General features: G+C 74.0%; 24 protein-coding genes. 9 read left to right on the top strand and 15 right to left on the bottom strand.

Annotation, left to right across the window (positions count from 1 at the left end; translation table 11 throughout):
* Positions 1-84 precede the first annotated feature (84 nt).
* The gene (locus ACWGIS_RS31660; protein WP_453365922.1) at positions 85-531 is read left to right on the top strand and encodes an Lrp/AsnC family transcriptional regulator; all 447 of its coding nucleotides are present in this window, start codon (positions 85-87) and stop codon (positions 529-531) included.
* A 34-nt stretch (positions 532-565) separates the two neighbouring features.
* Here ACWGIS_RS31660 and ACWGIS_RS31655 read toward each other — a convergent pair whose 3' ends face one another.
* The 5 genes from ACWGIS_RS31655 to ACWGIS_RS31635 all read right to left on the bottom strand — a co-directional run bounded on the left by ACWGIS_RS31655 (position 566) and on the right by ACWGIS_RS31635 (position 6883).
* Positions 566-3559, bottom strand: a complete 2994-nt coding sequence (locus ACWGIS_RS31655) for an AAA family ATPase (protein ID WP_453365921.1) — start codon at positions 3557-3559, stop codon at positions 566-568.
* 154 nt (positions 3560-3713) lie between these two features.
* Positions 3714-4877, bottom strand: coding sequence for an exonuclease SbcCD subunit D (locus ACWGIS_RS31650; protein ID WP_453365920.1), 1164 nt, complete (start codon positions 4875-4877; stop codon positions 3714-3716).
* A 59-nt stretch (positions 4878-4936) separates the two neighbouring features.
* The gene (locus tag ACWGIS_RS31645) at positions 4937-5563 is read right to left on the bottom strand and encodes a YigZ family protein (RefSeq protein WP_453365919.1); all 627 of its coding nucleotides are present in this window, start codon (positions 5561-5563) and stop codon (positions 4937-4939) included.
* Between the two features lie 73 nt (positions 5564-5636).
* A complete protein-coding gene (locus tag ACWGIS_RS31640; RefSeq protein WP_453365918.1) occupies positions 5637-6191 on the bottom strand; it encodes a SixA phosphatase family protein in 555 nt (184 codons plus the stop codon).
* A complete protein-coding gene (locus ACWGIS_RS31635) occupies positions 6188-6883 on the bottom strand; it encodes a hypothetical protein (RefSeq protein ID WP_453365917.1) in 696 nt (231 codons plus the stop codon). The genes ACWGIS_RS31640 and ACWGIS_RS31635 overlap by 4 nt, the downstream gene beginning before the upstream one ends.
* Before the next feature lie 308 nt (positions 6884-7191).
* Here ACWGIS_RS31635 and ACWGIS_RS31630 point away from each other — a divergent pair, with 308 nt between their 5' ends.
* A complete protein-coding gene (locus ACWGIS_RS31630; RefSeq protein WP_453365916.1) occupies positions 7192-7599 on the top strand; it encodes a CoA-binding protein in 408 nt (135 codons plus the stop codon).
* A 31-nt stretch (positions 7600-7630) separates the two neighbouring features.
* On the opposite strand, the gene ACWGIS_RS31625 is transcribed toward ACWGIS_RS31630, so the two are convergent.
* Positions 7631-8194 carry a DinB family protein gene (locus ACWGIS_RS31625; protein ID WP_453365915.1) on the bottom strand — a complete coding sequence of 188 codons (564 nt, stop codon included), beginning with the start codon at positions 8192-8194 and terminating at the stop codon, positions 7631-7633.
* 77 nt (positions 8195-8271) lie between these two features.
* The gene (locus tag ACWGIS_RS31620; protein WP_453365914.1) at positions 8272-8928 is read right to left on the bottom strand and encodes a TetR/AcrR family transcriptional regulator; all 657 of its coding nucleotides are present in this window, start codon (positions 8926-8928) and stop codon (positions 8272-8274) included.
* Between the two features lie 156 nt (positions 8929-9084).
* On the opposite strand from ACWGIS_RS31620, the gene ACWGIS_RS31615 reads away from it, so the two are divergent.
* Positions 9085-9645 (top strand): NAD(P)H-dependent oxidoreductase, encoded by a 561-nt coding sequence (locus ACWGIS_RS31615; RefSeq protein WP_453365913.1) that lies wholly within the window; start codon positions 9085-9087, stop codon positions 9643-9645.
* Positions 9646-9762: 117 nt separating this feature from the next.
* Here the strand turns inward: ACWGIS_RS31615 and ACWGIS_RS31610 are convergent, their stop codons facing one another.
* Complete coding sequence (locus ACWGIS_RS31610; RefSeq protein ID WP_453365912.1) at positions 9763-10320, bottom strand: YbaK/EbsC family protein; 558 nt, start codon at positions 10318-10320, stop codon at positions 9763-9765.
* A 43-nt stretch (positions 10321-10363) separates the two neighbouring features.
* Complete coding sequence (locus tag ACWGIS_RS31605; protein WP_453365946.1) at positions 10364-10936, bottom strand: helix-turn-helix domain-containing protein; 573 nt, start codon at positions 10934-10936, stop codon at positions 10364-10366.
* A gap of 93 nt (positions 10937-11029) precedes the next feature.
* On the opposite strand from ACWGIS_RS31605, the gene ACWGIS_RS31600 reads away from it, so the two are divergent.
* Entirely contained in the window at positions 11030-11896 is an 867-nt protein-coding gene (locus tag ACWGIS_RS31600) for an EamA family transporter (protein ID WP_453365911.1), read from the top strand.
* A 90-nt stretch (positions 11897-11986) separates the two neighbouring features.
* Here the strand turns inward: ACWGIS_RS31600 and ACWGIS_RS31595 are convergent, their stop codons facing one another.
* The gene (locus ACWGIS_RS31595) at positions 11987-12805 is read right to left on the bottom strand and encodes an acyltransferase (protein WP_453365910.1); all 819 of its coding nucleotides are present in this window, start codon (positions 12803-12805) and stop codon (positions 11987-11989) included.
* Between the two features lie 144 nt (positions 12806-12949).
* Between ACWGIS_RS31595 and ACWGIS_RS31590 the strand changes: the two genes are divergently transcribed.
* Positions 12950-13483 carry a gamma carbonic anhydrase family protein gene (locus ACWGIS_RS31590; RefSeq protein ID WP_453365909.1) on the top strand — a complete coding sequence of 178 codons (534 nt, stop codon included), beginning with the start codon at positions 12950-12952 and terminating at the stop codon, positions 13481-13483.
* 15 nt (positions 13484-13498) lie between these two features.
* Here ACWGIS_RS31590 and ACWGIS_RS31585 read toward each other — a convergent pair whose 3' ends face one another.
* Both ACWGIS_RS31585 and ACWGIS_RS31580 read right to left on the bottom strand, forming a co-directional pair.
* Positions 13499-14185 carry a DedA family protein gene (locus ACWGIS_RS31585; protein ID WP_453365908.1) on the bottom strand — a complete coding sequence of 229 codons (687 nt, stop codon included), beginning with the start codon at positions 14183-14185 and terminating at the stop codon, positions 13499-13501.
* Between the two features lie 215 nt (positions 14186-14400).
* Positions 14401-16878, bottom strand: a complete 2478-nt coding sequence (locus tag ACWGIS_RS31580) for a beta-glucosidase (RefSeq protein ID WP_453365907.1) — start codon at positions 16876-16878, stop codon at positions 14401-14403.
* Positions 16879-17403: 525 nt separating this feature from the next.
* Between ACWGIS_RS31580 and ACWGIS_RS31575 the strand changes: the two genes are divergently transcribed.
* The 3 genes from ACWGIS_RS31575 (at position 17404) to ACWGIS_RS31565 (ending at position 19706) form a co-directional block, all read left to right on the top strand.
* Positions 17404-17988, top strand: coding sequence for a hypothetical protein (locus ACWGIS_RS31575; protein WP_453365906.1), 585 nt, complete (start codon positions 17404-17406; stop codon positions 17986-17988).
* A gap of 255 nt (positions 17989-18243) precedes the next feature.
* Positions 18244-18843 carry a hypothetical protein gene (locus tag ACWGIS_RS31570; RefSeq protein ID WP_453365905.1) on the top strand — a complete coding sequence of 200 codons (600 nt, stop codon included), beginning with the start codon at positions 18244-18246 and terminating at the stop codon, positions 18841-18843.
* 467 nt (positions 18844-19310) lie between these two features.
* The gene (locus tag ACWGIS_RS31565; RefSeq protein WP_453365945.1) at positions 19311-19706 is read left to right on the top strand and encodes an NUDIX hydrolase; all 396 of its coding nucleotides are present in this window, start codon (positions 19311-19313) and stop codon (positions 19704-19706) included.
* Between the two features lie 72 nt (positions 19707-19778).
* Here the strand turns inward: ACWGIS_RS31565 and ACWGIS_RS31560 are convergent, their stop codons facing one another.
* On the bottom strand, positions 19779-20216 hold the full coding sequence (locus tag ACWGIS_RS31560) for a DUF4442 domain-containing protein (RefSeq protein ID WP_453365944.1): 438 nt from the start codon (positions 20214-20216) through the stop codon (positions 19779-19781).
* 217 nt (positions 20217-20433) lie between these two features.
* Between ACWGIS_RS31560 and ACWGIS_RS31555 the strand changes: the two genes are divergently transcribed.
* A complete protein-coding gene (locus ACWGIS_RS31555) occupies positions 20434-21459 on the top strand; it encodes a hypothetical protein (protein WP_453365904.1) in 1026 nt (341 codons plus the stop codon).
* Between the two features lie 261 nt (positions 21460-21720).
* On the opposite strand, the gene ACWGIS_RS31550 is transcribed toward ACWGIS_RS31555, so the two are convergent.
* On the bottom strand, positions 21721-22566 hold the full coding sequence (locus ACWGIS_RS31550) for a spermidine synthase (RefSeq protein WP_453365903.1): 846 nt from the start codon (positions 22564-22566) through the stop codon (positions 21721-21723).
* Positions 22567-22723: 157 nt separating this feature from the next.
* Positions 22724-23575, bottom strand: coding sequence for a patatin-like phospholipase family protein (locus ACWGIS_RS31545; protein WP_453365902.1), 852 nt, complete (start codon positions 23573-23575; stop codon positions 22724-22726).
* Positions 23576-23767: the final 192 nt, after the last annotated feature.

Below are 23767 nucleotides of genomic sequence, written 5' to 3'. Positions count from 1 at the left end.
CTATGGCCGGCGGCCCCTTCGCTGAAGTGGCGAATCACGGCCCCGGTCTTGATCGGCCGGGGATTTCCCTGTTGTCTCTCGGGTATGACCGCGTATTCCCCGGACGCCACCGACTGGCGCATCCTCGACGTCCTGCAACGCGAAGGCCGGGCCAGTTTCGCCGAGCTGGCCCGTGCCGTCTCCATGTCCGCGAGCGCGGTCACCGAGCGGGTGCGCCGGCTGGAGGAGGCGGGCGTCATCCAGGGCTACGCGGCCGTCGTCGCCCCGGAGAGCCTCGGACTGCCGATCCTCGCCTTCGTCCGTCTCCGGTATCCGACCGGGAACTACAAGCCCTTCCACGACCTGGTCGCGGTGACGCCCGAGATCCTGGAGGCGCACCACGTCACGGGCGACGACTGCTTCGTCATCAAGGTCGCCGCGCGCTCCATGGCCCACCTGGAGCAGGTGACGGGCCGGATCGGCACGCTGGGTTCGGTGACGACCAGCGTCGTCTACTCCTCGCCGCTGCCCCGGCGCCCGGTGGGCCGCTGAGTCCGGCGGCCCGACAGCCGACGGCCGGGACGGGTCAGCCCGCGCCCCGCTGGCGTACGGCCGAACCCGTCCGGCCCTTCACGATCTCCAGCTGGGCGTGGATCCGCCGCCGCAGGTCCCCGACGTGGCTGACGATGCCGACGCTGCGGTCGCGTTCCCGCAGGGAGTCCAGTACGTCGAGGACCTCGTCCAGGGTCTGGTCGTCGAGGCTGCCGAAGCCCTCGTCGATGAAGAGGGTGTCGAGCCGCACCCCGCCCGCCTCGTCCGTGACGACGTCCGCGAGACCGAGCGCCAGCGCGAGCGAGGCGAAGAAGGTCTCGCCGCCGGACAGTGTCGCGGTGTCCCGCTCCCGGCCGGTCCAGGCGTCGACCACGTGCAGGCCGAGTCCGCTGCGGCCGCGGCCCGAGCGGTCGTCGGAGTGGACGAGGGTGTACCGCCCGGACGACATCCGCTGGAGCCGCACGGTCGCCGCGGCGGCCACCTGCTCCAGGCGGGCGGCGAGCACGTAGGACTCCAGGCGCATCTTGCGCTCGTTGTCCGCGGAGGTGCCCGCGGCGAGTCCCGCCAGCCGCGCCACCCGGTCGTACTCCTCCCGCAGGGGGCCGAGACGCCGTACGCCCGCCAGGGCCCGCGCGGACAGCCGGTCGAGTTCGGCGCAGCACCGGGCGGCGGCGTCCCCGGCCGAGACGGCGTCCTGGAGCCTGCGGGCCGCGGAATCGGCGGCCCGCTCGACGGACCACAGGTCCACGGGCGGCAGTTGGGCGGCCGTGGCGGTGTCGGCCTCGGCGAGCACCGCGCGCACGGCCGCCTCCTCCGACTGCCAGGCGTCGAGCCGTCGTTGCAGGTCGCGGTGGGCCGCGTCGTCCAGCAGGGCGGCGGACGCGGCGAGCGGGGTGTCGAATCCGGCGCGGAAGGCCGCGTCGGCGAGGCGCGCGTCCGCCGATTTGAGCCGCTGGGCGGCCTCTTCGGCCTCGCGTGCGGCGTCCGCGGCGTCGGTGAGCCGGGCGGCCCGCCGCTCCAGCTGCGCCGACCGCGCCGCCACGCTGTCGGCGTCGCCCCGGACGTGCGCCAACTCCTCTTCCAGTGTGAGGCGTTCGCGGTCCAGCGCGTCCCGGCGGGCGACGCGGGAAGCGGCTCGCACCTCGGCCGCCTGCCGGGCCGCGACCCGCCGCCCGTGCTCGCGCTCGGCCTGGGCGAGCGCCTCGCGGGAGCCGTGCAGCCCGGACGCGGCGGCCCGCGCCTCGGCGTACAGCCGCTCCACGTCGTCGGCCTCTTCGGCGAGTCGACCGGTCGGGGTGTCGCCCGCCTCGGCGGTGGCCGCGGCCAGCGCCTCACGTACGAGGCCGAGCCGTCGTTCGTCCTCCGCGCGCCGCTCGTCGGCGTCCTGGTAGGCGGCCAGCGCCCGCTCCTCGGCCTCCCGGTCGACGTGCCCGTCGATCTTCCGGGCGGGCGCGGGGTGTTCCGTGGCGCCGCACACGGCGCAGGGCGCGCCGTCGGCCAGGTTCGCGGCGAGTTCGGCCGCGATGCCGTTCAGCCGCTGCTCCTTGAGGTCCAGCCAGTGGGCGCGGGCGTCCGCCGCGCGCTCCCGGGAGGCGAGCACCTGCTCCTGTGCCTCGTCCGTGTCGCGGGCGAACTGGTCGCGCTGACGGGCCGCGTTCAGCCGTCTGCGGGCCGGGTCGCGCTGGACGGCGAGCTGTTCGGCGCGGGCGGCGGCCCCCTGCGCGGACTCGACGTCCGCCTGGAGGGCCGCCCGTGTGGTGTCCCATTCCGCGAGCCAGCTCGCGGCCTCCTGGAGCACGTCCTCGTCGGCGCGCTCCTGCCGGTCGAGCGCCTCGCGCTCCGCGAGGAGTCCGGCCAGCCGCTGCTCGGCGCGGCGCGCGGACTCCAGGCCGCCCAGCTCCTCGGCGGCCTTGCGCGCGGCGACGGCGAGCCCGGCCGCGCCGGCCCCGGCGAAGGTCCCTGGCAGCAGCTCGCGCGCGCGGGTCTCCTTCGCGGCGGCGCGCCGGTGCTCGGCCTCGGCGGCCTCGCGCAGGTCGAGCGCGGGGGCCACCGCCTCGGCCTTGCGGGCCCGCTCCATCCGCGCCCGCGCCTCCCGGTGGCCGTCGGCGCGCTCCTCCAGTCGCGCGGCACGCTCGCGTGCCTCGGCGAACCGGCGCTGGAGCCGGGCCACTTCGCGTGCCTCGTCGAGTTCCCGTTCGGCTGCGGCGTGCGCGGACTCCGCGGTGCGCCGGGCGCAACTGGCGACGGTGAGCCGCTCACGGGCCGTGCTCCGGGCGATCGCGGCCCAGGTCAGGACGGCCTCGGCGAGTCCGAGGTCGCCCGGCGCGAGGTCGGGCAGGGGCGCGGTGTCGCCCGCCGCCTGCTGCATGCGGTGCGCGTCGGCGAGCAACTCGGTGTCGGCGGCCCGCACCTGGGCCTCGGCCACCCGGCGCCGCTCGGCGAGCCGCTTCTCCACCTCGGCGAACCGGTGGGTGTCGAAGAGGCGTCCGAGGAGCTTGCCGCGCGCCTCGGCGTCGGCCCGCAGGAAACGCGCGAAGTCGCCCTGGGGCAGCAGGACGACCTGGCAGAACTGCTCGCGGCTCATCCCGAGGAGCTGGGTGATCTCCTCGCCGATCTCCTGGTGCGAGCGGCTGAGGTCCTTCCAGGCGCCCGCCGTGCCGTCGTACTCCCTCAGCCAGCTCTGCGCCTTGTCGACGGTCGTGCCGGAGCCGCGCTTCTTCGGGCGTGCCCAGGGCGGCTGCCGGGTGATCTCCAGGCGGCGTCCGGCCACGGTGAGTTCGAGGCGGATGGAGGTGCGCGTGCCGGGCGCCGCGTGGTCGCTGCGCAGGCTCAGGCCCTGGCCGCTCTGCCGGGCACCGGGGACCGCCCCGTACAGCGCGTAGCAGACGGCGTCGAGGACGGACGTCTTGCCCGCGCCGGTCGGTCCGTGCAGCAGGAAGAGTCCCGCGGCGGACAGCTCGTCGAAGTCGACGTGCTGCTCGCCCCCGAAGGGGCCGAAGGCGGCGATGTCGAGCCGGTGCAGCCTCATGCGGCAGCCACCTCCGCACCGGCACCACGCCGGGCTCCGCGCGCGACCGCCGGGCCGGCGGGCGCTCGCCGGATGCCGCGGGCGCCACTCGGCTGTGCGCGCTCGCTTCGTCCCGGCACCACCGGCTCCCCCGTCCTGCCCAGCCGATGCCGCGTCACCGGGCGACCTCTCGGACCGTCTCGTCAGCGCGGACCGCGTCGAAGGCGTCGCGCAGCACGGACCGCTCGTGCGCGTCGGGCCCGGCGCCGCGCACATGGGCGACGAAGTCCTCGGCGATCTCCTGCTCGCCCCGGCCGGCGAGCCGCCGCGCGTAGGACACCTCGGGTTCGCCGGACGCCCGCTCGGGGTCGAAGACGAGGCTGAGGGTGTGCGGGAAGCGCTCGGCCAGCCGGGCCATGGGTTCGGCGGGTCGCACCGGGTCGGTGAGGGTCGCCTCGACCCACGCGTCCTCGTGGCGGATCAGGGCGGGGTCGGCCAGCAGGTCGTCCAGGCGGCCGCGGATCCGGGCCAGGGCACGCGGCACCGGGCAGTCGACGCGCTCCGCGCCGAGGCTGCCGTCGGGGCCCAGCTCGACCAGCCACATGCTCTTGCGGTGGTCGGCCTCCGAGAAGGAGTACGGCAGTGGGGAGCCCGAGTAGCGGACGCGCCCGGTGATCGTCTGACTGCCGTGCAGGTGACCGAGCGCCACGTAGTCCACGCCGTCGAAGACGCCCGCGGGCACGGCGGCGACCCCGCCGACGGTGATGTCCCGCTCGCTGTCGCTGACCTGGCCGCCGGTGACGAAGGCGTGCGCGAGGACCACGGAACGGGTGCCCGGGGGACGCGTGGCCAGGTCGGCGCGGACCCGGTCCATGGCGGCGGCGAGCACCGCCTCGTGTCCCGCCCTGTCGACCCCGAACTCGTCCTTCACCAGGGCGGGCTCCAGATACGGCAGCCCGTAGAAGGCCACGTCGCCGTGGCGGTCGGCGAGGACGACGGGGGTCCCGCACGCCGAGGCGTCGGTCCGCAGATGGATGCCGGCCCGTCCGATGAGCCCGGCGCCGACGCCGAGCCGGCGCGCCGAGTCGTGGTTCCCGGAGATCATCACCGTCGGCACGCCCAGGTCCGCGAGCCGGTGCAGGGCGTCGTCGAAGAGCTCCACCGCGGCGAGCGGAGGCACCGCGCGGTCGTACACGTCACCCGACACGACCACCGCGTCGACGCCGCGCTCGCGCACGGTCGTGACGAGGTGACCGATGAACTCGGCCTGGGCACCGAGCATGTTCACCCGGTGGAACGCCCGGCCGAGATGCCAGTCGGAAGTGTGCAGGAGCCTCATGATCCCCGAGACTAACGGGCGGGTCGGACATCACGGACGGCTACTCCCGTATCGGCCCGTTATGCGTCCCCATATGCCTCTCCGCCCAGTTCGAACCCTGCTGTCCCGGCTGTGACGTCTGCCAGCCAGGACCGGAACGCCTCCACGTCGGCGTCCGGCAGGCCGATCCCGATGGTGACCGCCTCGCCGTAGGCCACCTCGCGCACGGTGCGTCCGGTGGACCGCAGCTCGTTCTCCAGCTTGCCGGCGCGCTGGTGGTCCACGGTCACGGTCGCCAGCCGGAACCGTCTGCGGGTCAGCGTCCCGACCGCGTCCAGCGCCTCGCCGACGGCGCCTCCGTAGGCCCTGATGAGTCCGCCGGCCCCGAGCTTGACGCCTCCGTAGTAGCGGGTCACGACCGCGACGACGTACCGCATGTCGCGGCGCAGCAGCATCTGGAGCATGGGGACGCCCGCGGTGCCGCCCGGTTCGCCGTCGTCGCTCGCCTTCTGCACGGCGGCGTCGGCTCCGATGACGTAGGCGTAGCAGTTGTGCGTGGCGTCCGCGTGCCGCCTGCGGACGCCGGCGACGAAGTCCTGGGCCTCCTGCTCGGTGGCGGCGGGAGCGAGCGCGCAGAGGAAGCGCGAGCGGCTGATCTCGGTCTCGTGCACGCCCGCGCGGGCCACTGTGCGGTACTCGTCCTGCATTCCGCCAGCGTATGCGGTGCCCCTGCCCGCGGATCACCGTGCCCGGGACCGCCGGCGCGGGCCGGCGGTCGGGTCAGTGCCGGTCGTCGGGTCGTCCGCCGCGCGGGACCGTCATGTCCGTCAGCAGGGCGGTGCCGGGCGCGAGGTCCCGCCAGGTGTTGCCGTGCCAGGCGAGGATCGCCACGGCCGAGGTCGGGAACTTCGTCCGCACCTGCTCCAGCGTCTCGTCGACACCGTCCGCGGCGAGGGCGAGCACCAGCTCCTCCAGTCCCGGGTTGTGCCCGACGAGCAGCAGGGTCCGCACCGGGTCCGGCACCTCGCCCACGGCCTCCAGCAGGTCGCCGGTGCCGGCCCCGTACAGCCGCGGATCGAGCCGCACGGGCGGGGGCGTGCCCCACTGCGCCGCGACGAGGTCCCAGGTGCGGCGGGCGCGTACGGCGGTGGAGCAGAGCACGAGGTCGGGCAGGCAGTCCGCCGCGGTGAGCGCGCGTCCCGCGGCCGGGGCGTCACGGCGGCCCCGCGGCGCGAGCGGCCGTTCGTGGTCGGGTACGCCGTCGGGCCAGGCGGACTTGGCGTGCCGCAGCACGACGAGCCGGCGAAGAGGTCCCGCCCCGGTGCGGGCGATCATCCCGATGTCCCGATGTCCCGGGTGAGTTCGAGTCCGAGGAGCCGGTCCGCGTAGGCGTACGTCTCGAAGCGGGCGCCGTCCGGGATGTCCTCCGCGTCTTCCACCCCGTGCAGCACCCGCAGGACGGCGGGCACGTCCAGGTCGTCCTCCCAGGCGGCCCGCAGCTGCTGCTTGACGTGCTCGGGGACGGGCTTGGAGGGACGGGTGGCCCAGGTCGCGACGGCCTTGCGCCACCGGGCCAGCTGTTCCGCGGCCAGGGCCACCGTCTCGTCGTCGAGGTCGGCGGGCTCCCGGCGCGGCCGGGCGAGGAGGGCGAGCCGCAGCACGCCGGGGTCGGCGGTGCCGCGGGCCGGGGCGACCTCGACGTGGATGCCGTCCGCGGGGACCGGGTCCCGGCCGGCGGCGTCCGCCCCGATGACGTGCACGCTCTGGCCGCCGGGCGCGGCGCGGCCCTCGGGCGGCCGGATGCCGAGTTCCAGGGCGAGGGCGCGGAGTTCGGGGGGTGGATCGGCGACCGTGACGACGGGGGTCTTGCCGATCTCCAGGGCCCGGGCCAGTACGTCGGCCACCAGCAGGACGCGCAGGGCCGCGGTGTCGGCTCCCGTCACGTGCGCCTCCACGCGGGTCAGGCCCCGGGGGGCGGCGACGGCGTCCGTGGACTCGCCGGTTCGGGCATCGGTGATTCGCAGCACGGGGTGAGCGTAGGCGGGGGACGGCCCGCGTGCAGGGCGGTGGGCGCCATTCCGGACAGGCGGCGCACCTGGGGTGCGGCTCGGCCGGGGGCGCCGCCGGCCCCGCGGCGCGGGACGGCACCCTTCCCCGAGGCGGGCTGCGGCGACCGGACAGCGGGGCGCGGCCCGCTGCCCCGAGTGCGCCTGCCGTCGCCCCGAAGCCGTGCGGGACACGGCTACGGAGGACTCCGCGACGTCGGGGAATCATCGCGTCCCCCGGACCGTTCCCCGGCTGAACGTTCTTCACTGGGACCCCTAGGAGGCCGACCGTGCACGGCGACCCGGCAACGATCCGCAAGATCCTCACGGAGCTCGGCGACACGTGGGCGATCGTGGGCCTGTCGCCGAACCAGCAGCGGGCGGCGTACGGCGTCGCGGCCGTGCTCCAGCGCTACGGCAAGCGGATCGTCCCCGTTCACCCCAAGGCCGAGACGGTCCACGGCGAGCAGGGCTACGCGTCCCTGTCGGACATCCCCTTCAAGGTCGACGTGGTGGACGTGTTCGTGAACAGCGACCTCGCGGGACCCGTCGCCGACGAGGCGGTGGCGATCGGCGCCGACGCCGTCTGGTTCCAGCTCGGGGTCGTCGACGAGGCGGCCTACGAGCGCACCCGCGCGGCGGGCCGGGACATGGTCATGGACCGCTGCCCGGCGATCGAGATCGGCAGACTGGGCTAGCCGGCCCCGCGCGGGACGCCTTCCGGCCGCCTCAGATTCCGATCGCGCCGTCGATCCGCTCGCGGAGCAGGTCGGCGTGGCCGTTGTGACGGGCGTACTCCTCGATCATGTGGACGAGGACCCAGCGCAGGGACACCGTGCCGCGCCAGGAGTCGTGGCCCTCGACGTCGAGGTGGGGGGCGTCCGTCACGAAGTCCTCGGCGAACGCCACTTCGGCGCGCCACGCCGCCCATGCCTCCGCCGCCACGGCCGGACCGGGCACCGCGCCGCCGAAGTCACCGTCCGGGTCGGCCGCCGAGGAGAAGCGGGCCGGCGCGTCCTGCCCGGCCATCACCGCCCGGAACCAGCGGCGCTCCACGTCGGCGAGGTGCCGCACGAGCCCGAGCAGCGACAGCGTCGACGGCGGCACCGAGCGCCGGCACACGTCGTCGTCCAGTCCGGCGCACTTGAGTTCCAGTGTCGCGCGCTGGGCGGCGAGGAAGCCGGTGAGCAGGACCCGTTCGTCACCGGTCGCCGGGCCGGTCTGCCGCGGGTCCGGGCCGGTGGCGGCGCCGGCAGGGACGAAGAAGTCGCCTCTTCTGCTGGGAGTCGTCATGGGTCCATCATCGACTCCCGCCCGTCAACTCCCGTGGCTGGGGCGGGAGTACGGCCGTCAGCGGGTGGGCCGCCGACTCAGCCCTGTGCCGTGTAGCGGTCCACGAGGTCGTACCAGCCCGCCTCGACGCGCTCCAGCGACACGCCCCGCCGGGTGACCAGGTGGTGGACGAGTGTCGGGTCGAGGTAGCCGAGCAGGGTGTGCGCGACGAGTTCGATGTCGCCGCCCACCCGTACCTGCCGCAGCAGCAGGGAGACATGGGTCAGCCGAAGGCCGTACGCGGGCGAGGTGTGGCGGCGTCCCGCTTCCGCGTGGGCGGCCAGATAGAGGTCGTGGTGGACCTGTTCGTGGCGGATGACGGCCGCCCCGAACGACCGCAGGCGCTCCAGGGGCGGGGCGTCGGGGCCCAGCGGCGGCGGACCGGTGAGGAAGGCGGCCTGGACCTGCTTCTCGTAGTGGTCCAGGAGCGCCATGAGCAGTCCGGTCCGGTCGCCGAACCGCCGGAAGACGGTGCCCTTGCCGACCTGCGCGGCCAGGGCGACGGCCTCCATCGTGAGGTTGGCGGCGCCGCGTTCGGACGCCAGCCGGGCCGCGACCTCCAGCAGCCGCGAGCGGTTGCGGGCGGCGTCGGCCCTGAGCTGGGGCGGCTCGTCCACCGGGGTCAGGGTGAGCTCCAGCAGCCCGGCCTGGGCGTCGTGCGCGGTCGGGGGCGGGGGCGGCGGGAGCGAGGTCATGACACCAGCGTAGCGCTCACCAGGGAAAGTGGACCCTGGTCCGTTTCAGTGATAGAAATCGTACCGGACCCCGGTCCGCTTAGCCGCGGAGCCTGGGCCCGGTGCGGGCCGCCCCCCGCCGCACACCGCCTTGACCCGCTCTCTGAGGAGTCCCCCATGTCCGTCCGCATCCTGGCGCTCGTCGGCAGCCTTCGCGCCGGTTCGCACAACCGCCAGCTCGCCGAGGCCGCCGTGAAGCACGCCCCGGAGGGCGTCGAGATCGAGCTGTTCGAAGGGCTGGCCGACGTGCCCTTCTACAACGAGGACATCGACGTCGAGGGCGACGTGCCGGCCGCCGCCGCCCGGCTGCGCGCCTCCGCCGCGCAGGCCGACGGCTTCCTGCTCTTCTCCCCCGAGTACAACGGCACCATGCCGGCCGTGCTGAAGAACGCGATCGACTGGCTGTCCCGCCCGTACGGCGCCGGTGCGCTCGGCGGCAAGCCGGTCGCCGTGGTCGGCACCGCGTTCGGCCAGTTCGGCGGCGTCTGGGCGCAGGACGAGGCCCGCAAGGCCGCGGGCATCGCCGGCGGCACGGTGCTGGAGGACGTCAAGCTGTCCATCCCCGGCTCCGTGACCCGGTTCGCCGAGACGCACCCGGCCGACGACGACGAGGTCGTGACGGGCCTGACCGAGGTCCTCCGGCAGCTGACCGCGCAGGCCGCGCCCGCCGCCGCCTGACGAGCGCGCCCGCCGGACGCCCGGCACCGCAGACGACACAGGGGTACGGCACAACTGCCGTACCCCTGGTGGGCGTTCACGCCCTGACGCGAGGCGTCCGCCGGTTCCGGCGCGAGGTCAGGCGACGCCCAGCCCCTCCAGCACCACCGCGTTGGGCAGTTCGGCGAACGCCTTCCCCGGCACCAGCAGCTTCCCGCGCCGCCGCCCGCTTCCGACCAGGACGTACGGCAGGTCGACGACCGCCGAGTCCACGAGCACCGGCCACGCGTCCGGCAGCCCGAGGGGCGTGATGCCGCCGTACTCCATGCCGGTCTCCCCGGTCGCGGTCTCCATCGGGGCGAACGACGCCTTGCGCGCGCCGAGTTGGCGCCGCACCGCGCCGTTGACGTCGACGCGGGTGGCCGAGAGCGCGACACAGGCGGCCAACGTGGTCTCGCCGCCGCGCCTGCCCGCGACGACCACGCAGTTGGCGGACCGGTCGAGCAGGTCCTTGCCGTAGTGCTCCACGAAGACGGCCGTGTCCGCCCACTCCGGCTCGGTGTCGACGTAAAGGATCCGGTCGGCGGGCACGCTGCCGCTCCAGCGGCGCACGGCGTCGGCGACCGGGGCCGTGAGCACGTCGAGGCAGTCCGGTACAGGCGTGGCGGTGTCGAAGTCTCCGATGGGTGCGCGCATGCCCGCACGCTAACAGCCCTGCGGACGGCCCCTCTCGGGCGTCTCAGTGCACGGGCGGCACCGACACGGCCATGATCATTTCCAGTGGCTCGTCACCCTGGTTGCCGTACGTGTGGGGGACGTTGGCCTCGAAGGACACGCTGGCGCCGGTGGGGACCCGGTGGGCGACCCCGTCGAGCGTGAGCGTCAGTTCGCCCGCCGTGACGTGGATCAGTTCGACCGTGCCGCCGGGATGCGGGTCGGAGTCGCTGCCGTCGCCCGGCATCAGCCGCCAGTCCCACATCTCCAGCGGGCCCGGCGCCTCCGTGCCCGCGAGCAGCCGGTTGAAGCTGCCCGCGTCGGTGTGCCACAGCCGCACCGCCTGCTCGGCCGGGACGATACGGACCTTGGGCCCCTGCTCGTAGTCGAGCAGGGTCGTGATGCTGACCCCGAGGGCGTCACCGATCTTGACGACCGTGCCGATGCTGGGGTTGGTCCTGGCCTGCTCGATCTGGATGAGCATGCCGCGGCTGACCCCCGCCCGGGCGGCGAGCGCCTCCAGAGTGAAGCCCCGCTCGGTGCGCCAGCGCTTGACGTTGCGCGCCAGGGACTGGTTCAGCAGGTCGAGGTCCGACACATTCCGTCCAATATTCTGGATGACAGAGTTCATTGTGCTGCACTACGGTGTGGTGCACCGGATTGTTCACTGCACTGTACTGCGAGGCGACCCATGACAGCACTCTTCGCCCTGGCCACCAGCCTCCTGTGGGGCCTGGCCGACTTCGGCGGCGGACTGCTGACCCGGCGCATGCCCGCGCTGACCGTGGTCGTGGTCTCGCAGACCATCGCGGCGGGAGTCCTCGGGGTGATCGTGGTGGCGACGGGCGGGTGGCGGGAGGCGGGGCCGCAGTTGTGGTTCGCGGTCGCCGCGGGTCTGGTCGGCCCGGTCGCGATGCTCGCCTTCTACAAGGCGCTGGCGCTCGGCCCGATGGGCGTCGTCTCCCCGCTGGGGTCCCTGGGCGTCGCCGTGCCGGTCGGTGTGGGCCTGGTGCTGGGCGAGCGTCCGGGCGTCCTGCAGTTCGCGGGCATCGCGGTCGCCGTCGCCGGGGTCGTGCTGGCCGGCGGCCCGCAGTTCAGGGGCGCCGCCGTGCAGCGCCAGGCGGTGCTGCTGACCCTGCTCGCCGCGTTCGGTTTCGGCGGCGTGATGTCGCTGATCGCCGAGGCGTCCTCGACGCTCACCGGCCTCTTCCTCGCCCTGTTCGTGCAGCGCGTCACGAATGTGGCGGCGGGCGGCGCGGCCCTCTGGGTCTCCGTCCGGCGGGGCGCCAGGGCGCTCCCCGAGGACGGCGGGGCAGCCGTCGTCCGCGGCGCGCTGCCCGCTCTCGCCTTCGTCGGACTCGCCGATGTCGCGGCGAACGGTACGTACGCGACCGCGGCCCAGCTCGGTCCGGTCACCGTGGCGGCGGTGCTCGCCTCGCTCTACCCGGTGGTCACGGCGCTCGCGGCCCGCGGCCTCCTCAGCGAACGGCTCCGCGGGATCCAAGCGGCCGGCGCGGGCCTGGCCCTGATCGGCACGGTCCTGCTCGCCACCGGCTGACCGGGGCCGACGCGACGCCGAGGACGCTCCCCGGGGCAAGGAATGGCCCGGCGACCGGGCCGTCCGCTCAGGAGCCGGACGGCGGGACCGTCAGGACTCCGCCCGCGCGTCCTCGGCCTCCGCGCCCGGCTCCGTGACCCGGGCCATCGCCTCCGCGTCCAGCTCCGTGAGGCGGGTGATCTCCTCGGCGCCCAGGTCCGAGAGCGCGAGCAGCTGCTCCGGGGTCACCCCGTCCGGGATCGGCACCGGCGCCGGCGTCCGCAGCGGCGGCTGCCAGCCGAGCCGCGCGTCCCAGCGCCGTACGACCCTCGCCGGGGCCCCGGCCACGACCGCGTGGTCGGGAACCGTCCCGCGCACCACCGCACCCGCGGCGACCACGACGTTGCGGCCGATCCGCGCCCCCGGCAGGATCACGGCCCCCGTCCCTATCCAGCACCCGGGCCCGATGGACACCGGGTCCATCCGCGGCCACTGCTTCCCGATGGGCTCGTGCGGATCGTCGTACGAGTGGTTCGTGGAGGTCACGTACACGTACGGCCCGAAGTAGCAGTCGCTGCCGATCGTGACCGTCGTGTCCGCGATGACGTGGCTGCCCCGGCCGAGGACGACACCGTCCCCGATGCGCAGGATCGGGTCGGGACCGAGGTCCAGGTCGGGCATCAGACCGGCGGTCAGCGTGACCTGCTCGGCGATGATGCAGTGCGCGCCGAGGTGGATCCAGGGCTCGCCGAAGACCGTGCCCAGCGGGAACGCGAGACGCGTGCCGGTCCCCATCGCGCCGAACCGGAACCGGCCCGGCCGCGCGGCCGTGACCGCGCCGGTGCGCTGCACCCAGGCCCAGCCCGCGTGGACGGCGCGCTGCGCGAGGCGGCGCCGCCATGATGAGAACGTGTTCTTGCTCGTGGGCACCCGCTCACGGTACTCAGCGTGCCGTGCGGGCACCCGGCCGGGCACCTGTGATCTTCGCCCCACCCGGCCGTCCCGGCCCCGCGCCCATCGCCTACGGTGCCGGTGACGAGGCCCATCGGGGACAAGAGGAACAAGGAGAGTGCGATGACGCACCAGGCGCTGATCGCGGCAGTGGGCGGCAAGGAACCCCAGGTCGACCCGGAGGCGTTCACTGCCCCGACGTCCGTGGTGCTGGGCGAGGTGACGCTGGGCGCGGGCGCGAGCCTCTGGTACGGCGCCGTGCTGCGCGCCGACGGCGGCCCGATCGTCGTCGGCGCCGACAGCAACATCCAGGACAACTGCACGCTCCACGTCGACCCCGGCTTCCCCGTGACCATCGGCGAGCGCGTGTCGGTCGGGCACAACGCCGTGGTGCACGGAGCCACCGTCGAGGACGACTGCCTGATCGGGATGGGCGCCACGGTGCTGAACGGGGCGGTGATCGGCGCGGGCTCGCTGGTGGCGGCGCAGGCGCTGGTACCGCAGGGGATGCGGGTGCCGCCGGGCTCCCTCGTCGCGGGCGTGCCGGCCAAGGTCAAGCGGGAGCTGACCGCCGAGGAATGCGAGGGCATCGCGCTGAACGGCGCCTTCTACGTGGAGCTGGCCAGGACGCACCGGGCCGCGCACGAGGAGAGCTGAGAGCGGACCGTCCGGTCAGTCGGCGGCGGGGGCCGGAACGGGCTCCGGCTCGACCGCGGGGGCCCCGGCCGCCGGGGCCCCCGCGGCCTCGGCGTGGGCGGTCGCCTGCTTCGTCTTGCGCCGGACGATCAGCAGCGAGGTGACCCCGATGAGCAGCGCCACCACGAGCCCGAGCCAGGAGAACCGCTTGAGCCAGGACTCGGCGACGACACCGACGTAGTAGATGACCGCGGTCGTGCCGCCCGCCCAGAGGATCCCGCCGAGCACGTTGGCGATGAGGAACTTCCAGTACGGCATCCGCAGCACGCCCGCGAGCGGGCCCGCGAAGATGCGGAGCAGGGCGACGAAGCGGCCGAAGAAGACCGCCCACATCCCCCACTTCTCGAAGGACCGCTCGGCGGTGGCGATGTGCCCCTCGCTGAAGTGCCTGGGGAACTTCCCGCCCAGCCAGGCGAGCAGCGGGCGTCCGCCCTTGCGGCCGATCGCGTAGCCGATGGAGTCACCGACGATCGCGCCCACGCTGGCGCAGACGCCGAGGACGACCGGGTTGATGCCGGCGTGCTGGGAGGAGAGGAGCGCCGCGGAGACCAGGATGATCTCGCCGGGCAGCGGGATGCCCAGGCTCTCCAGTCCGATGACCAGTCCCACGAGCGCGTAGATGCTGACCGCGGGCACCGTCTCGAGCCATTCCTGGACGTGCAACGCCGGTTCCTCCCGTATCGCTGTGCATGGTCCGGGCTTCCCGCTGTGCGGGTCCCCCGGCGCGCGCCCTCCCCCCGGGCGCCCGCCGGGCAGCCTACCCGCTCGGGCCCGGGGGGCCGAGTCCCGGAGGCCGCACCGGTGCCCCCGGTGCGCGGGGCGACCGGCGGGCCGCCTGTGCCGGGCGGGAGCGGTGAGGACGGCGGCGGTTCGGTGTCTCAGCTCGTCACCTCCGCGGTCGTACGCAGCCGCAGGTCACGCGAGGACGAGCCCGCCCAGACCGTACGGCGGCCGGTGCCGAGGACCCAGCCGTGACGCTTCGCGTCCCACGAGGAGAGGGTGCGCCGTGTCACCGTCACGCTCACCCGGCGCCGCTCCCCCGCGCGCAGGGCGAGGCGCCGGTAGCCGCCGAGGATCCGCACGGCCTGGTCGAGCCGCAGCTCGGGCGACGGGCCGACGTAGACCTGCGCCACCTCGACGCCGTCGCGCCGCCCGGTGTTGCGCACGGTGAACGTCACGTCCAGGCCGCGCCGGCTCCGGCGTACCCGCAGGTCCTCGTAGGCGAAGGAGGTGTACGACAGTCCGTGCCCGAAGGGGAAGAGCGGGCGCACGTCCTGCGCGTCGTACCAGCGGTAGCCGGCGTGGACGCCCTCCGAGTACTCCTCGACGCCGTCGCCGCCCGGGTAGCGGAGCGGGTCGCCGGCGACCGGGTGGTGGGCGTCGTCCACCGGGAAGGTCTGGGTCAGCCGCCCGCCCGGGTCGCAGTCGCCGAACAGGACGGCGGCGGTGGCGGCGGCGCCCTCCTGGCCGGGGTAGTACATCTGGAGCACGGCGGCGGTCCGCCCCAGCCACGGCATCGCCGTCGAGGACGAGGTGTTGAGGACGACGGTGGTGCGGGGGTTCGCCGCCGTCACCGCCTCGATCAGCTGCGCCTGGTGGCCGGGCAGGGCGATCGTGGTGCGGTCCTGGCCCTCGGTCGCGTCCTCGTAGGCGAAGAGGACGACGCTCCGCGCGGCACGGGCGGCCCGGACCGCCTCGACGACGTCCTGCGCCCGGGTGGCGCCGGTGACACGCCGCAGCCGGAACACCTGGCCCCGCTCGCCGCCCTTCGCGGTGATCTCGAGCTTGTGCGCGCCCGCGCCGAGCCGCAGCGTCCGGCGGCGCACGGACAGCCCGTCGGGCGCGGTGGTGACGAGGCCGCCCTGGAAGTACTCGGCGTATCCGGGCTGCACGGGGTAGAGGTCCTCGCCGTCGAGGACGACCTCGGGCCGCTCGCCGGAGTAGTGGACGACGAGGGTCCACTCGTCGGCGTCCGCGACGGTCAGGGTCCCCTCGTAGGTCCAGGTCCGCCCGGCCGGGACGTCCTGGCCCTCCGGGTCGACGGCGCCGTCCAGCGCGCGGTCCGGCAGCGGCTTGCCGTAGAGGTCCTCGCCGAGCGCGTACGACACGTGGGCGCCGCGGCCCGCGCGGGCCCGGATGGCGTCCAGGGGGCTTTCGGCGCGGTCGGGGACGACGTGCGCGCTGCCCCCGCCGCTGACGAACGGGACGGCGCCGGTGGGACCGACGACGGCGATGCTCCGCGCGGCGGCGCCGGTCAGGGGCAGCGCCCGGTCCTCGTTGCGCAGGAGGGTGGCCCCGGCCTTGGCGACCTCCAGGGCGACGGCCGCGCCCGCCTCCGGGTCCCGCTCCGGGCGGGGCCGGGCACTGCCGTCGAGGAGCCCGAAGCGGTCCATCACGGTCAGGACGCGCCGTACGGCCCGGTCGACGTACCGCTCGGACACGCCGCCGTCCCGTACGGCCTTCTTCAGCGGCGCGCCGAAGTAGGTCCCGTCCGGCATCTCCATGTCGAGTCCGGCGGTGATCGAGGCGGCGGTGCTGTGGGCGGCGAACCAGTCGGTCATCACCCAGCCCTCGAAACCCCACCGCTCGCGCAGGACGTCGGTGAGCAGCGGCCGGTTCTCGCAGGCGAACGTGCCGTTCACCTTGTTGTAGGCGCCCATGACGGCGCCCACGCCCGCGTCGACGGCGGCCTCGAAGGCGCGCAGTTCGACCTCGTGCAGCGTCTGCTCGCCGACCCGCACGTCGACGGACATGCGGTCCTTCTCCTGGTTGTTCAGCGCGAAGTGCTTGACGGTCGCGACGAGTCCCTCGCCCTGGATGCCGCGGATCTCGGCGGCGACCAGGTCGCCGGCGGCCAGCGGGTCCTCGCCGAACGTCTCGAAGTTGCGGCCCGCGTACGGGGTGCGGACGAGGTTGACCATCGGCGACAGCAGCACGTCCTGGCCGAGCGCCCGGCCCTCGCGGCCGATGACCTGGCCGTAGCGGCGGGCGAGGTCCGGGTCGAAGGCGGCGGCGAGCAGCACGGGGGCGGGCAGGGCGGTGGCGTGGCGGGTGACGCGGACACCGGCGGGGCCGTCGGCCAGCCGGAGCGGGGGGATGCCGAGGCGGGGGACCCCGGGGACGTATCCGGCCTGCCCGAGCGGATCGGGGTCGGTGGCGCCGTGCAGGAGGGAGATCTTCTCGTCGAGGGTGAGCCGGGCGACCAGGCTTTCGACCCGCCGGTTCGCGGGCGCGTCGCCCCTTCGCGTGGACGCGTACGCGTGGTCCGCGGCGCCGGTTCCGGTGGCCGCCGCGGCGACCGCGACGGCGCTGCCCAGCAGCCGCAGGGTGGAACGCCGGGAAAGGGAGGGGGACATGGGCCGTCACTCCTTCTGTGCGCGGGCACGTCGTCGTGGACCGCGTGTACGCGTGCCGACGGCAGCCGCGTCCGGCCCTTGCACGCACTATGCGCCGACGCCCACTTGACAGCCCGTCAGACACCACGGGTACGGCGCGAAAACTATGACCGCCGGTGACTCGTGTCAACGACAACGACGAAACCAGCGAGGCGCCCTGGCGGGAGGTGAGATCGGAGGGTGACGGGGCCGGCGACCCACCCGCGCACCGGCGGAGGGTCCGCGCGGGAGTCCAGCGATACGTGCGCCTCTCTTCACCGGCCGCTCGGGGGCGGCCGAGCAACGAGCCACCCCCAGGGGAGCGTTACGCAAACCGGCTCTAAAGATCCACTAGTTGACAGCGAGCCGACCCGGGCCGCACAACCCCGATGGTTCATTGAACGTTCATATTTCGTTACGGTTTCATCACCCTGACTCCACAACTCTTACAAAACTTTCACCTGCACCCTTACGTTCGTCCCTCCAAGGACCATCCCTGGGGGGACTATGTCGTACAACCAGCCGCCACCTGCCCAACCACCCTTCCCTGGCCCGGCGCCCTTCGGGCCGCCCCCTGGTCAGCCTGGGCCGTCGAAGCCGAAGTGGGCGCGGAAGCGAGTCGTCATTCCGGCGGCGCTGGTGATCCTCTTCATCGGAGTCGGGATCGGCTCATCCGACAGCGAAGCGCAGAAGGCGGGCGCCGCCTCGAAGCCGCCGCCCACCGTGACCATCACGAAGACCGCTGGGACGGCAACCAACAAGGCCAAGAAGGCGGAGCCGCAGCCGACGGTCACCGTCACGAAGACGAAGACAGCCGAGCCGAAGAAGAAGCCCGCACCGAAGGCCGCCACCATTCCGGGCGATGGCACTTTCGTTGTCGGGGCCGACGTCAAGCCGGGCACCTACAAGACGGCGGGTGCCGAGGAGTCGGTGATCCCGAACTGCTACTGGGCGCGGTTGAAGGGAACGTCGGGCAGCTTCAACGACATCATCGCGAACGACAACTCCGAAGGGCCGACCACCGTCACCATCTCCAGCAGTGATGGAGCGTTCAAGACGACGGGATGCAAGACCTGGAAGAAGGTCGGCTGAGCTACTCATCGGCCAACTGCCCCAGCACGACAGTCGCCCCACTCCCCCGCCGCAGCGGAAGGAGTGGGGGCGCGGTCACGCGGCACGGTCGGTCAACCGGCCGCACCCCGCGATCCTTTGAGACACTGTGCACCGCGAGCCCTCACCCAGGGACGCCTCAAACGATCGGCACATACGGACACGTTGTGCGCTGCCCAGTTGTCCGGATCGGTTGACCCGAGCGCGCCCGCACATCTTCGGGGCTAGCCTCCCGGCATGGCAGAACGAGCACCCTTCCACCTCGGCGACGGCCGACAGCGCTACGTCGGTCCCGCGACGGTCGTCTTCACAGACGGACGTGAAGCTGAAGTCACCGCATCCCTAGTGCTGCGGTACGACCCGACGCGAACCGACAACCGGGAGTCCGACCAGGACAGCACGTGGGCTGGCGCCATCACACTCCTCGACGAAGAGTCTGGAGTCGATCTCAGTGATGCCTTCCCGGGAATCCTCCGCATGCCCGACGGCCGCGAGAGCGCCTTCGTGGCCACCGGCGGCCCCGTTGTGAGCGGTTGTTCCGCTATCGGGCCGGCGCCCTTCGGCATGCCTGAACCCGACGCCATCGGCCCCTCCATGGGAGTTGTAGCGCCTCTCCTCCTAACGCATCAGGAGGTTCTCGCGAATGTCATTCGTGCGCTCGGCGGCACCTGGGACACGCGCCGTGCCGTCACGGCGTTGCAGGACGCCGGTCGCGCGAATGGGGACCGGCGGCAGCAAGAGAAGCGGGCCCGGCAAGCGCTCCGGGATGTCGCCGCCACCGGCCTCATCGTGAAGACCGAGCCGGACAGTGCCACGTACAGGCCCGCCGAGCAGTAGGCGACCTCACCCCTACGTGGCCAAACACGCCGCTGCCCCGCCGTGGCGAGGAAGCGGCGTGTGATGCCTGGCTAGTCTCGTCCTCGCCTGAGCAAAAGGACGGCCACGAGCATCTCCAGCAGTTCCCCTGCCATGAAGCTGTGGGCGTCGTAGAGCGAGATGATCTGGCCTGTGAGCACGTCGGCTCGCCTTCAAGAGGAGTCACGGTGCCCGGCCCATAACCAGCGGCGACGTGCCAGTCCGGCATGAAGCCAGCAACCGACAACTCCCCCGTGCTGCGGCCCTGTGCGCCTAGGCCAGGTCCGCGACGAGGACGGCAGCCCCAACCGTGAGCGCGGTGGCGGGCAGGTCGCGCGACTCGATCCAGTCGACGAGGCCTGCAAGGTTGATGCTCGGCATGATGTTTGTGCCGTCGTCGCGGCATGCGGTGATCGCCCGTTGTGGAGATGGAGTCGAGGTTGTCTGCGGTGAGCGGCGGGTTGGTTGCCGGTGCGGTGGTGGTGGACGCGGGTCGGGTGTTGCTGGTCCGTCGCGCTGTTGCCGTGGGGTCGCTGGTGTGGACGTTCCCGTCGGGGAAGGTCGAGGCGGGCGAGAGGCCGCCCGAGGCCGCGGCACGCGAGGCGCTGGAGGAGGCGGGCGTGACCGTCGAGCCCTTGTCGGTACTCGGTGAACGGATTCATCCGGTCACTGGGTGGCAGGTGGTCTATGTGGCCTGCCGGCTCCTGTCGGGCCGGGCGCACGTGGCGTCGCCGCGGGAGGTCGCAGAAGTGGCGTGGGCGGACCTCGAAGATCTGGCCCGCCTGGTGCCGGGTGGGGTGTTCGAGCCGGTGCGGGAGTACCTCGACGAGGCCCTGACGCACTGATCGATTCTCCCTGGGCGCTCCCTGGCCCACATTCCAGGGAGCCAGGGAGTGGCGATCGCGCAGGCCGCACGCTCAGCCGTTCGGGCGGAGCGTCCACACGACGGTCATCTCGCCGGTGACGGCACCGTCCTCGCGCTGGATGGCGATGGCGACCGGGAACTCGGGACGCTGCCCCGCGTCGAGTTCGGCGACGACCTCGGCGGCCGGGCGGCCCAGCGTCGCGGTGGCCGTGACGGGGCCCATGGCGAGCTTCTTGTACGCGATCTCGGCGCTGACGGCGAGCGGCACGGCGCGCGAGAGCTGCTCCCCGAACGCCGCGAGGACGATCGCGCCGCTCGCCGACTCGCCGAGCGTGAACATCGCTCCGGCGTGCGGGCCGCCGACGTGGTTGTGGTACTCGCCCTGGTCCGGCAGGGCGACCACTGCCTTCTCCGGCGTGGTCTCCAGGAACTCCAGGTTCAGGGTCCTGGCCATCGGCACGGTGGCGGCGAGCATCTCGCCGATCGACATCTGGTCTGCGCTCATGCGCTGATGTTACCCACGAGTAGCAAACTTTGACCAGGACCCGTCGGCGATCCCCGCCCCCGCCCCGGCACGTGATTGCGGCGGAACCCCCGGAAAAGGGGTGACCGACCCCTCCCGGCGGGCGGAGGTGCCCGCGCCCGGTACAGGTCTGACGAGAGGCAGTGACCCAAACGTGTCACGGGCGGCACTAGGGTTACTGCCCATGTGGCCAGGACAGCAGCCGCCCGGGGGCGAGCAGAACCCGCAGGACCAGAACCAGAACCCGTACCAGCAGTCGGGGTACCAGCAGCCGAACCCGTACCAGCAACCGGGATACCAGCAGCCGGGGTATCAGCAGCCCAACCCGTACCAGCAGCAGCCGGGCTCGGGACAGTGGGGCGCTCCCGCCCCCGCGGGCGCGCCCCAGCCGTCGCACGGTGGCGGGAAGAGCACGAAGGTCGTCGCGATCGTGGCCGCTTCCGCCGTGGTCGTGACCGCCGCTGTCACCGGCGTGCTGGTCCTCGGCGGCGACAAGGACGACGAGGCCGACGGCAAGAGCACCAAGCCGTCCGCCACCGCCAGCGAGAAGCCGAGCGAGTCGGCCACGGGTGGCAACCCGCGCGGCACCGACGACGAGAAGCCGACCGTCGCCGGATGGAAGGTCGTCATCAACCCCAAGTGGGGGACGGCGTTCGACGTTCCGGCGGAGTGGGAGGTGCGCACCCCCGGCACCTTCATCGGCTTCGAGGACGCCCAGAAGGAGGACGGCTCCGCGGTCGTCGGCATGTCGGCACCCGCCTTCCTCAAGGAGAAGTGGTGCACGACCGACGAGGACAAGGACGGCACGAAGGACGACACCGAGCTCGCGGCGGCCGGCACCAAGGGCCAGAGCGGCGCCAAGAGCACGGCGCAGGCCGCCCGCAGTGACTCCGCGACCTGGGCCTGGGCCGGTTACACGGACCAGACCAAGGCCGACGAGAAGAAGATCGTGATCGGCAAGGCCAAGGACTTCACCTCGGCGTCGGGCCTCAAGGGCAGCATCGCGACGAGCTACACGCGCGGGGTCAAGAAGGACAACAAGTGCGCCACCGAGGGCAAGGCGACCACGTTCGCCTTCAAGAACTCGGCGGGTGACTTCGCCTCCTTCACCTTCTACGGGGCCAAGGGCGTCAAGGACGAGGTGCCGGACGCGACCATACAGAAGATCGCCTCCACGGTGCGGCTGCACGGCGACCCCGAGGAGTCCTGAGCCGCCGTCCGACAACCCCGGGGCGCGGCGGGCCGGGCGCCTGACAGCGGTCGGCTCGACGGACCGGGACGCGGCGGGGACGGCCGGCGGGCGACCAGTGCAGCCGGCACTCCCCGTCGCCGCCCCTCCCCGGCCGGCCCGAACCCGTCCCGGCCGACCGCCGCCGCGGGCGGCACGCGCCCGGGCGGCCAAGGCCCTCCGATGGCGGCGGCCTTCGCCCTTCCCGACGCGGGCGGCGACGGCATGGACGCCGTACGCGGGTCAGCCGATGCCGAAGGCTCCGTCGGGCGGCTCGGGTGAGGGCACGGCGTCCTCGTCGTGCACGGGAGCCGCGCCGCCGATGAACTCCCGCGGCGCGGAGCCGTGTTCGACGCGGGCGGGGAAGGCGTCGGAGGCGGTGCGGCGGGCGAGGGCGGCGGTGTCGAGGGGCCGGTGGGACGCCACGAGCACGGCGTTGCCGAACCGGCGGCCGCGCAGCACGCCCGGTTCCGCGATGAGTGCCAGCTCCTCGAACACCGAGGAGAAGGTGGCCAGTTGGGAGCGGAGAAAAGCGAAGGGCGCCGCGTCGGCGAGGTTGGCCAGGTAGACGCCGTCGGAGCGCAGGGCACGTCCGGCGGCGCGGGCGTAGGCCACGGACGTCAGGTGCGCCGGGACGCGCGAGCCCCCGAAGACGTCCGCGAGCACGACGTCCGCCGAGGCGGGCGCGGCGGCCTCCAGCCAGGTGCGGGCGTCCGCGCCGTGCAGCGTGATGCCCGCCGCCTCGGGCAGGGGCAGGTGCTCGGTCACGAGGGAGAGCAGCGCGCGGTCGGCCTCCACGACGTCCTGGCGTGAGCCGGGCCGGGTCGCCGCGAGATAGCGGGGCAGGGTGAGGGCGCCGCCGCCGAGGTGCACGACGTCCAGCGGCCGTCCCGGTTCCGCGACCGTGTCCAGCACGTGCCCGAGCCGTCGCGCGTACTCGAACTCCAGGTGTTCCGGGGCGTCCAGGTCGACGTACGACTGCGGAGCCCCGTCAACCGTGAGCAGCCAGGCCCGCCGCCGGTCGACGTCCGGCATCAGCTTGGCGGTCCCGTGATCCACGTCCCGCGTCACGGGTATCGGCTCGTCCACGGCTCCATTGTGCCGTCGCTCGCGCACCCCGGTGGGCCGGGTCCTTCCCACCGGCCGCCCCGGACGGCCGAGCCGCCTCCCCGCTGAGGCCGGCCGGCTCCTTCCCGCCACCGGCCGCCCGGACGGCCCGCGCCCTCCCCGCTCCGGCGCTCCCGGCTCAGCCCCGCCAGACTTCCGCGACCTCCGTCGAGTGCGCCCGTGCCTGGTCGAGGCCGGCTCGCGCCGCTCCGGCCCGTACGGCCGGGTCCAGCGGGTTGCGCCCGAACGCCCGCCGCGCCGCCCGGTCGGGCGTGACGACGGCCACGCGCGCCCCGGCCTCCGCCAGCCTGCGGCCCTGCACGGCGGCCGGGACCAGGGGCCCGCCGCCGACGGCCAGGGGCGCGAGGACGACCACGCGCTCGTACCCGGCGGCCAAGTGGGCGTTGGCCGCGGAGTGGATGCCGCCGTCGGTGTACCGGCGGCCGCCGATGGTGACCGGCGGCCAGACGCCCGGGACGGCGCAGCTCGCGGCCACGGCGTCCGCGAGGGCGACGCCGCTGTCCTTGCCGAAGACGCGCAGTTCGCCGGTCGCCGTGTCCACGGCGGGCATCAGCAGGGCGCGGTCGGGCCACTCGGGCGAGACGAGCCGGCTCTCGATGGCCGCGCGGCGCTTCGCCTCGGAGGCGGTGTCCGCCGCGAGGGCCATCCGGCCGAGCTTGCGGCCGTACTCCTCGGGTGTGCGCGAGGTCAGCGCGGGCCAGACGAAACGGAGGATCCGCGCGGGACCCAGCCGTCCGGCGGTCTCGGCGGCGGGCGGGACGAGCTGGCGCCGGTAGAGCCCCTCCAGCGTCAGCTCGCCGGAGGTGAGCTGGGCGCCGACCGAGGACCCGGCGGACGTGCCGATCACCACGTCGGCGTCGCCCAGGTCGACGCCGGCCTCGCCGAGCCCGTAGAGGATCCCCGCCAGCCAGCCGATCCCGGCGTGGCCTCCGCCGCCGAGCACAAGTGCCTTGCCTGCCCTGCCTGTCACGGTTGTCCGCCCTCCCGCGCCGCCGGTCACCCTGGGGGGTCAGTGTCGCGCACGGCACGGGCACGCGGCGGCGCGGGGGGGGCCCCCGGGGGGGGGGCGGGGCCCCCCCCCCCCCCCCCCCCCCCCGCCGCCCCCCCCCCCCCCCGCCCCCGCCCCCCCCCCCCCCCCCCCCCCCCCCCCGCGCCGCGCCCA

The sequence above is a fragment of the Streptomyces sp. NPDC054842 genome, assembly GCF_053611025.1.
This window is presented reverse-complemented; position numbering and strand designations above follow the sequence as displayed.

What these genes read in the sequence shown, in the direction of transcription:
- ACWGIS_RS31660 (WP_453365922.1), top strand. Translation starts at nt 85, where the DNA reads ATGACCGCGTATTCCCCGGACGCCACCGACTGGCGCATCCTCGACGTC.
- ACWGIS_RS31655 (WP_453365921.1), bottom strand. Translation starts at nt 3,559, where the DNA reads ATGAGGCTGCACCGGCTCGACATCGCCGCCTTCGGCCCCTTCGGGGGC.
- ACWGIS_RS31650 (WP_453365920.1), bottom strand. Translation starts at nt 4,877, where the DNA reads ATGAGGCTCCTGCACACTTCCGACTGGCATCTCGGCCGGGCGTTCCAC.
- ACWGIS_RS31645 (WP_453365919.1), bottom strand. Translation starts at nt 5,563, where the DNA reads ATGCAGGACGAGTACCGCACAGTGGCCCGCGCGGGCGTGCACGAGACC.
- ACWGIS_RS31640 (WP_453365918.1), bottom strand. Translation starts at nt 6,191, where the DNA reads ATGATCGCCCGCACCGGGGCGGGACCTCTTCGCCGGCTCGTCGTGCTG.
- ACWGIS_RS31625 (WP_453365915.1), bottom strand. Translation starts at nt 8,194, where the DNA reads ATGACGACTCCCAGCAGAAGAGGCGACTTCTTCGTCCCTGCCGGCGCC.
- ACWGIS_RS31620 (WP_453365914.1), bottom strand. Translation starts at nt 8,928, where the DNA reads ATGACCTCGCTCCCGCCGCCCCCGCCCCCGACCGCGCACGACGCCCAG.
- ACWGIS_RS31615 (WP_453365913.1), top strand. Translation starts at nt 9,085, where the DNA reads ATGTCCGTCCGCATCCTGGCGCTCGTCGGCAGCCTTCGCGCCGGTTCG.
- ACWGIS_RS31610 (WP_453365912.1), bottom strand. Translation starts at nt 10,320, where the DNA reads ATGCGCGCACCCATCGGAGACTTCGACACCGCCACGCCTGTACCGGAC.
- ACWGIS_RS31600 (WP_453365911.1), top strand. Translation starts at nt 11,030, where the DNA reads ATGACAGCACTCTTCGCCCTGGCCACCAGCCTCCTGTGGGGCCTGGCC.
- ACWGIS_RS31590 (WP_453365909.1), top strand. Translation starts at nt 12,950, where the DNA reads ATGACGCACCAGGCGCTGATCGCGGCAGTGGGCGGCAAGGAACCCCAG.
- ACWGIS_RS31580 (WP_453365907.1), bottom strand. Translation starts at nt 16,878, where the DNA reads ATGTCCCCCTCCCTTTCCCGGCGTTCCACCCTGCGGCTGCTGGGCAGC.
- ACWGIS_RS31575 (WP_453365906.1), top strand. Translation starts at nt 17,404, where the DNA reads ATGTCGTACAACCAGCCGCCACCTGCCCAACCACCCTTCCCTGGCCCG.
- ACWGIS_RS31570 (WP_453365905.1), top strand. Translation starts at nt 18,244, where the DNA reads ATGGCAGAACGAGCACCCTTCCACCTCGGCGACGGCCGACAGCGCTAC.
- ACWGIS_RS31560 (WP_453365944.1), bottom strand. Translation starts at nt 20,216, where the DNA reads ATGTCGATCGGCGAGATGCTCGCCGCCACCGTGCCGATGGCCAGGACC.
- ACWGIS_RS31555 (WP_453365904.1), top strand. Translation starts at nt 20,434, where the DNA reads ATGTGGCCAGGACAGCAGCCGCCCGGGGGCGAGCAGAACCCGCAGGAC.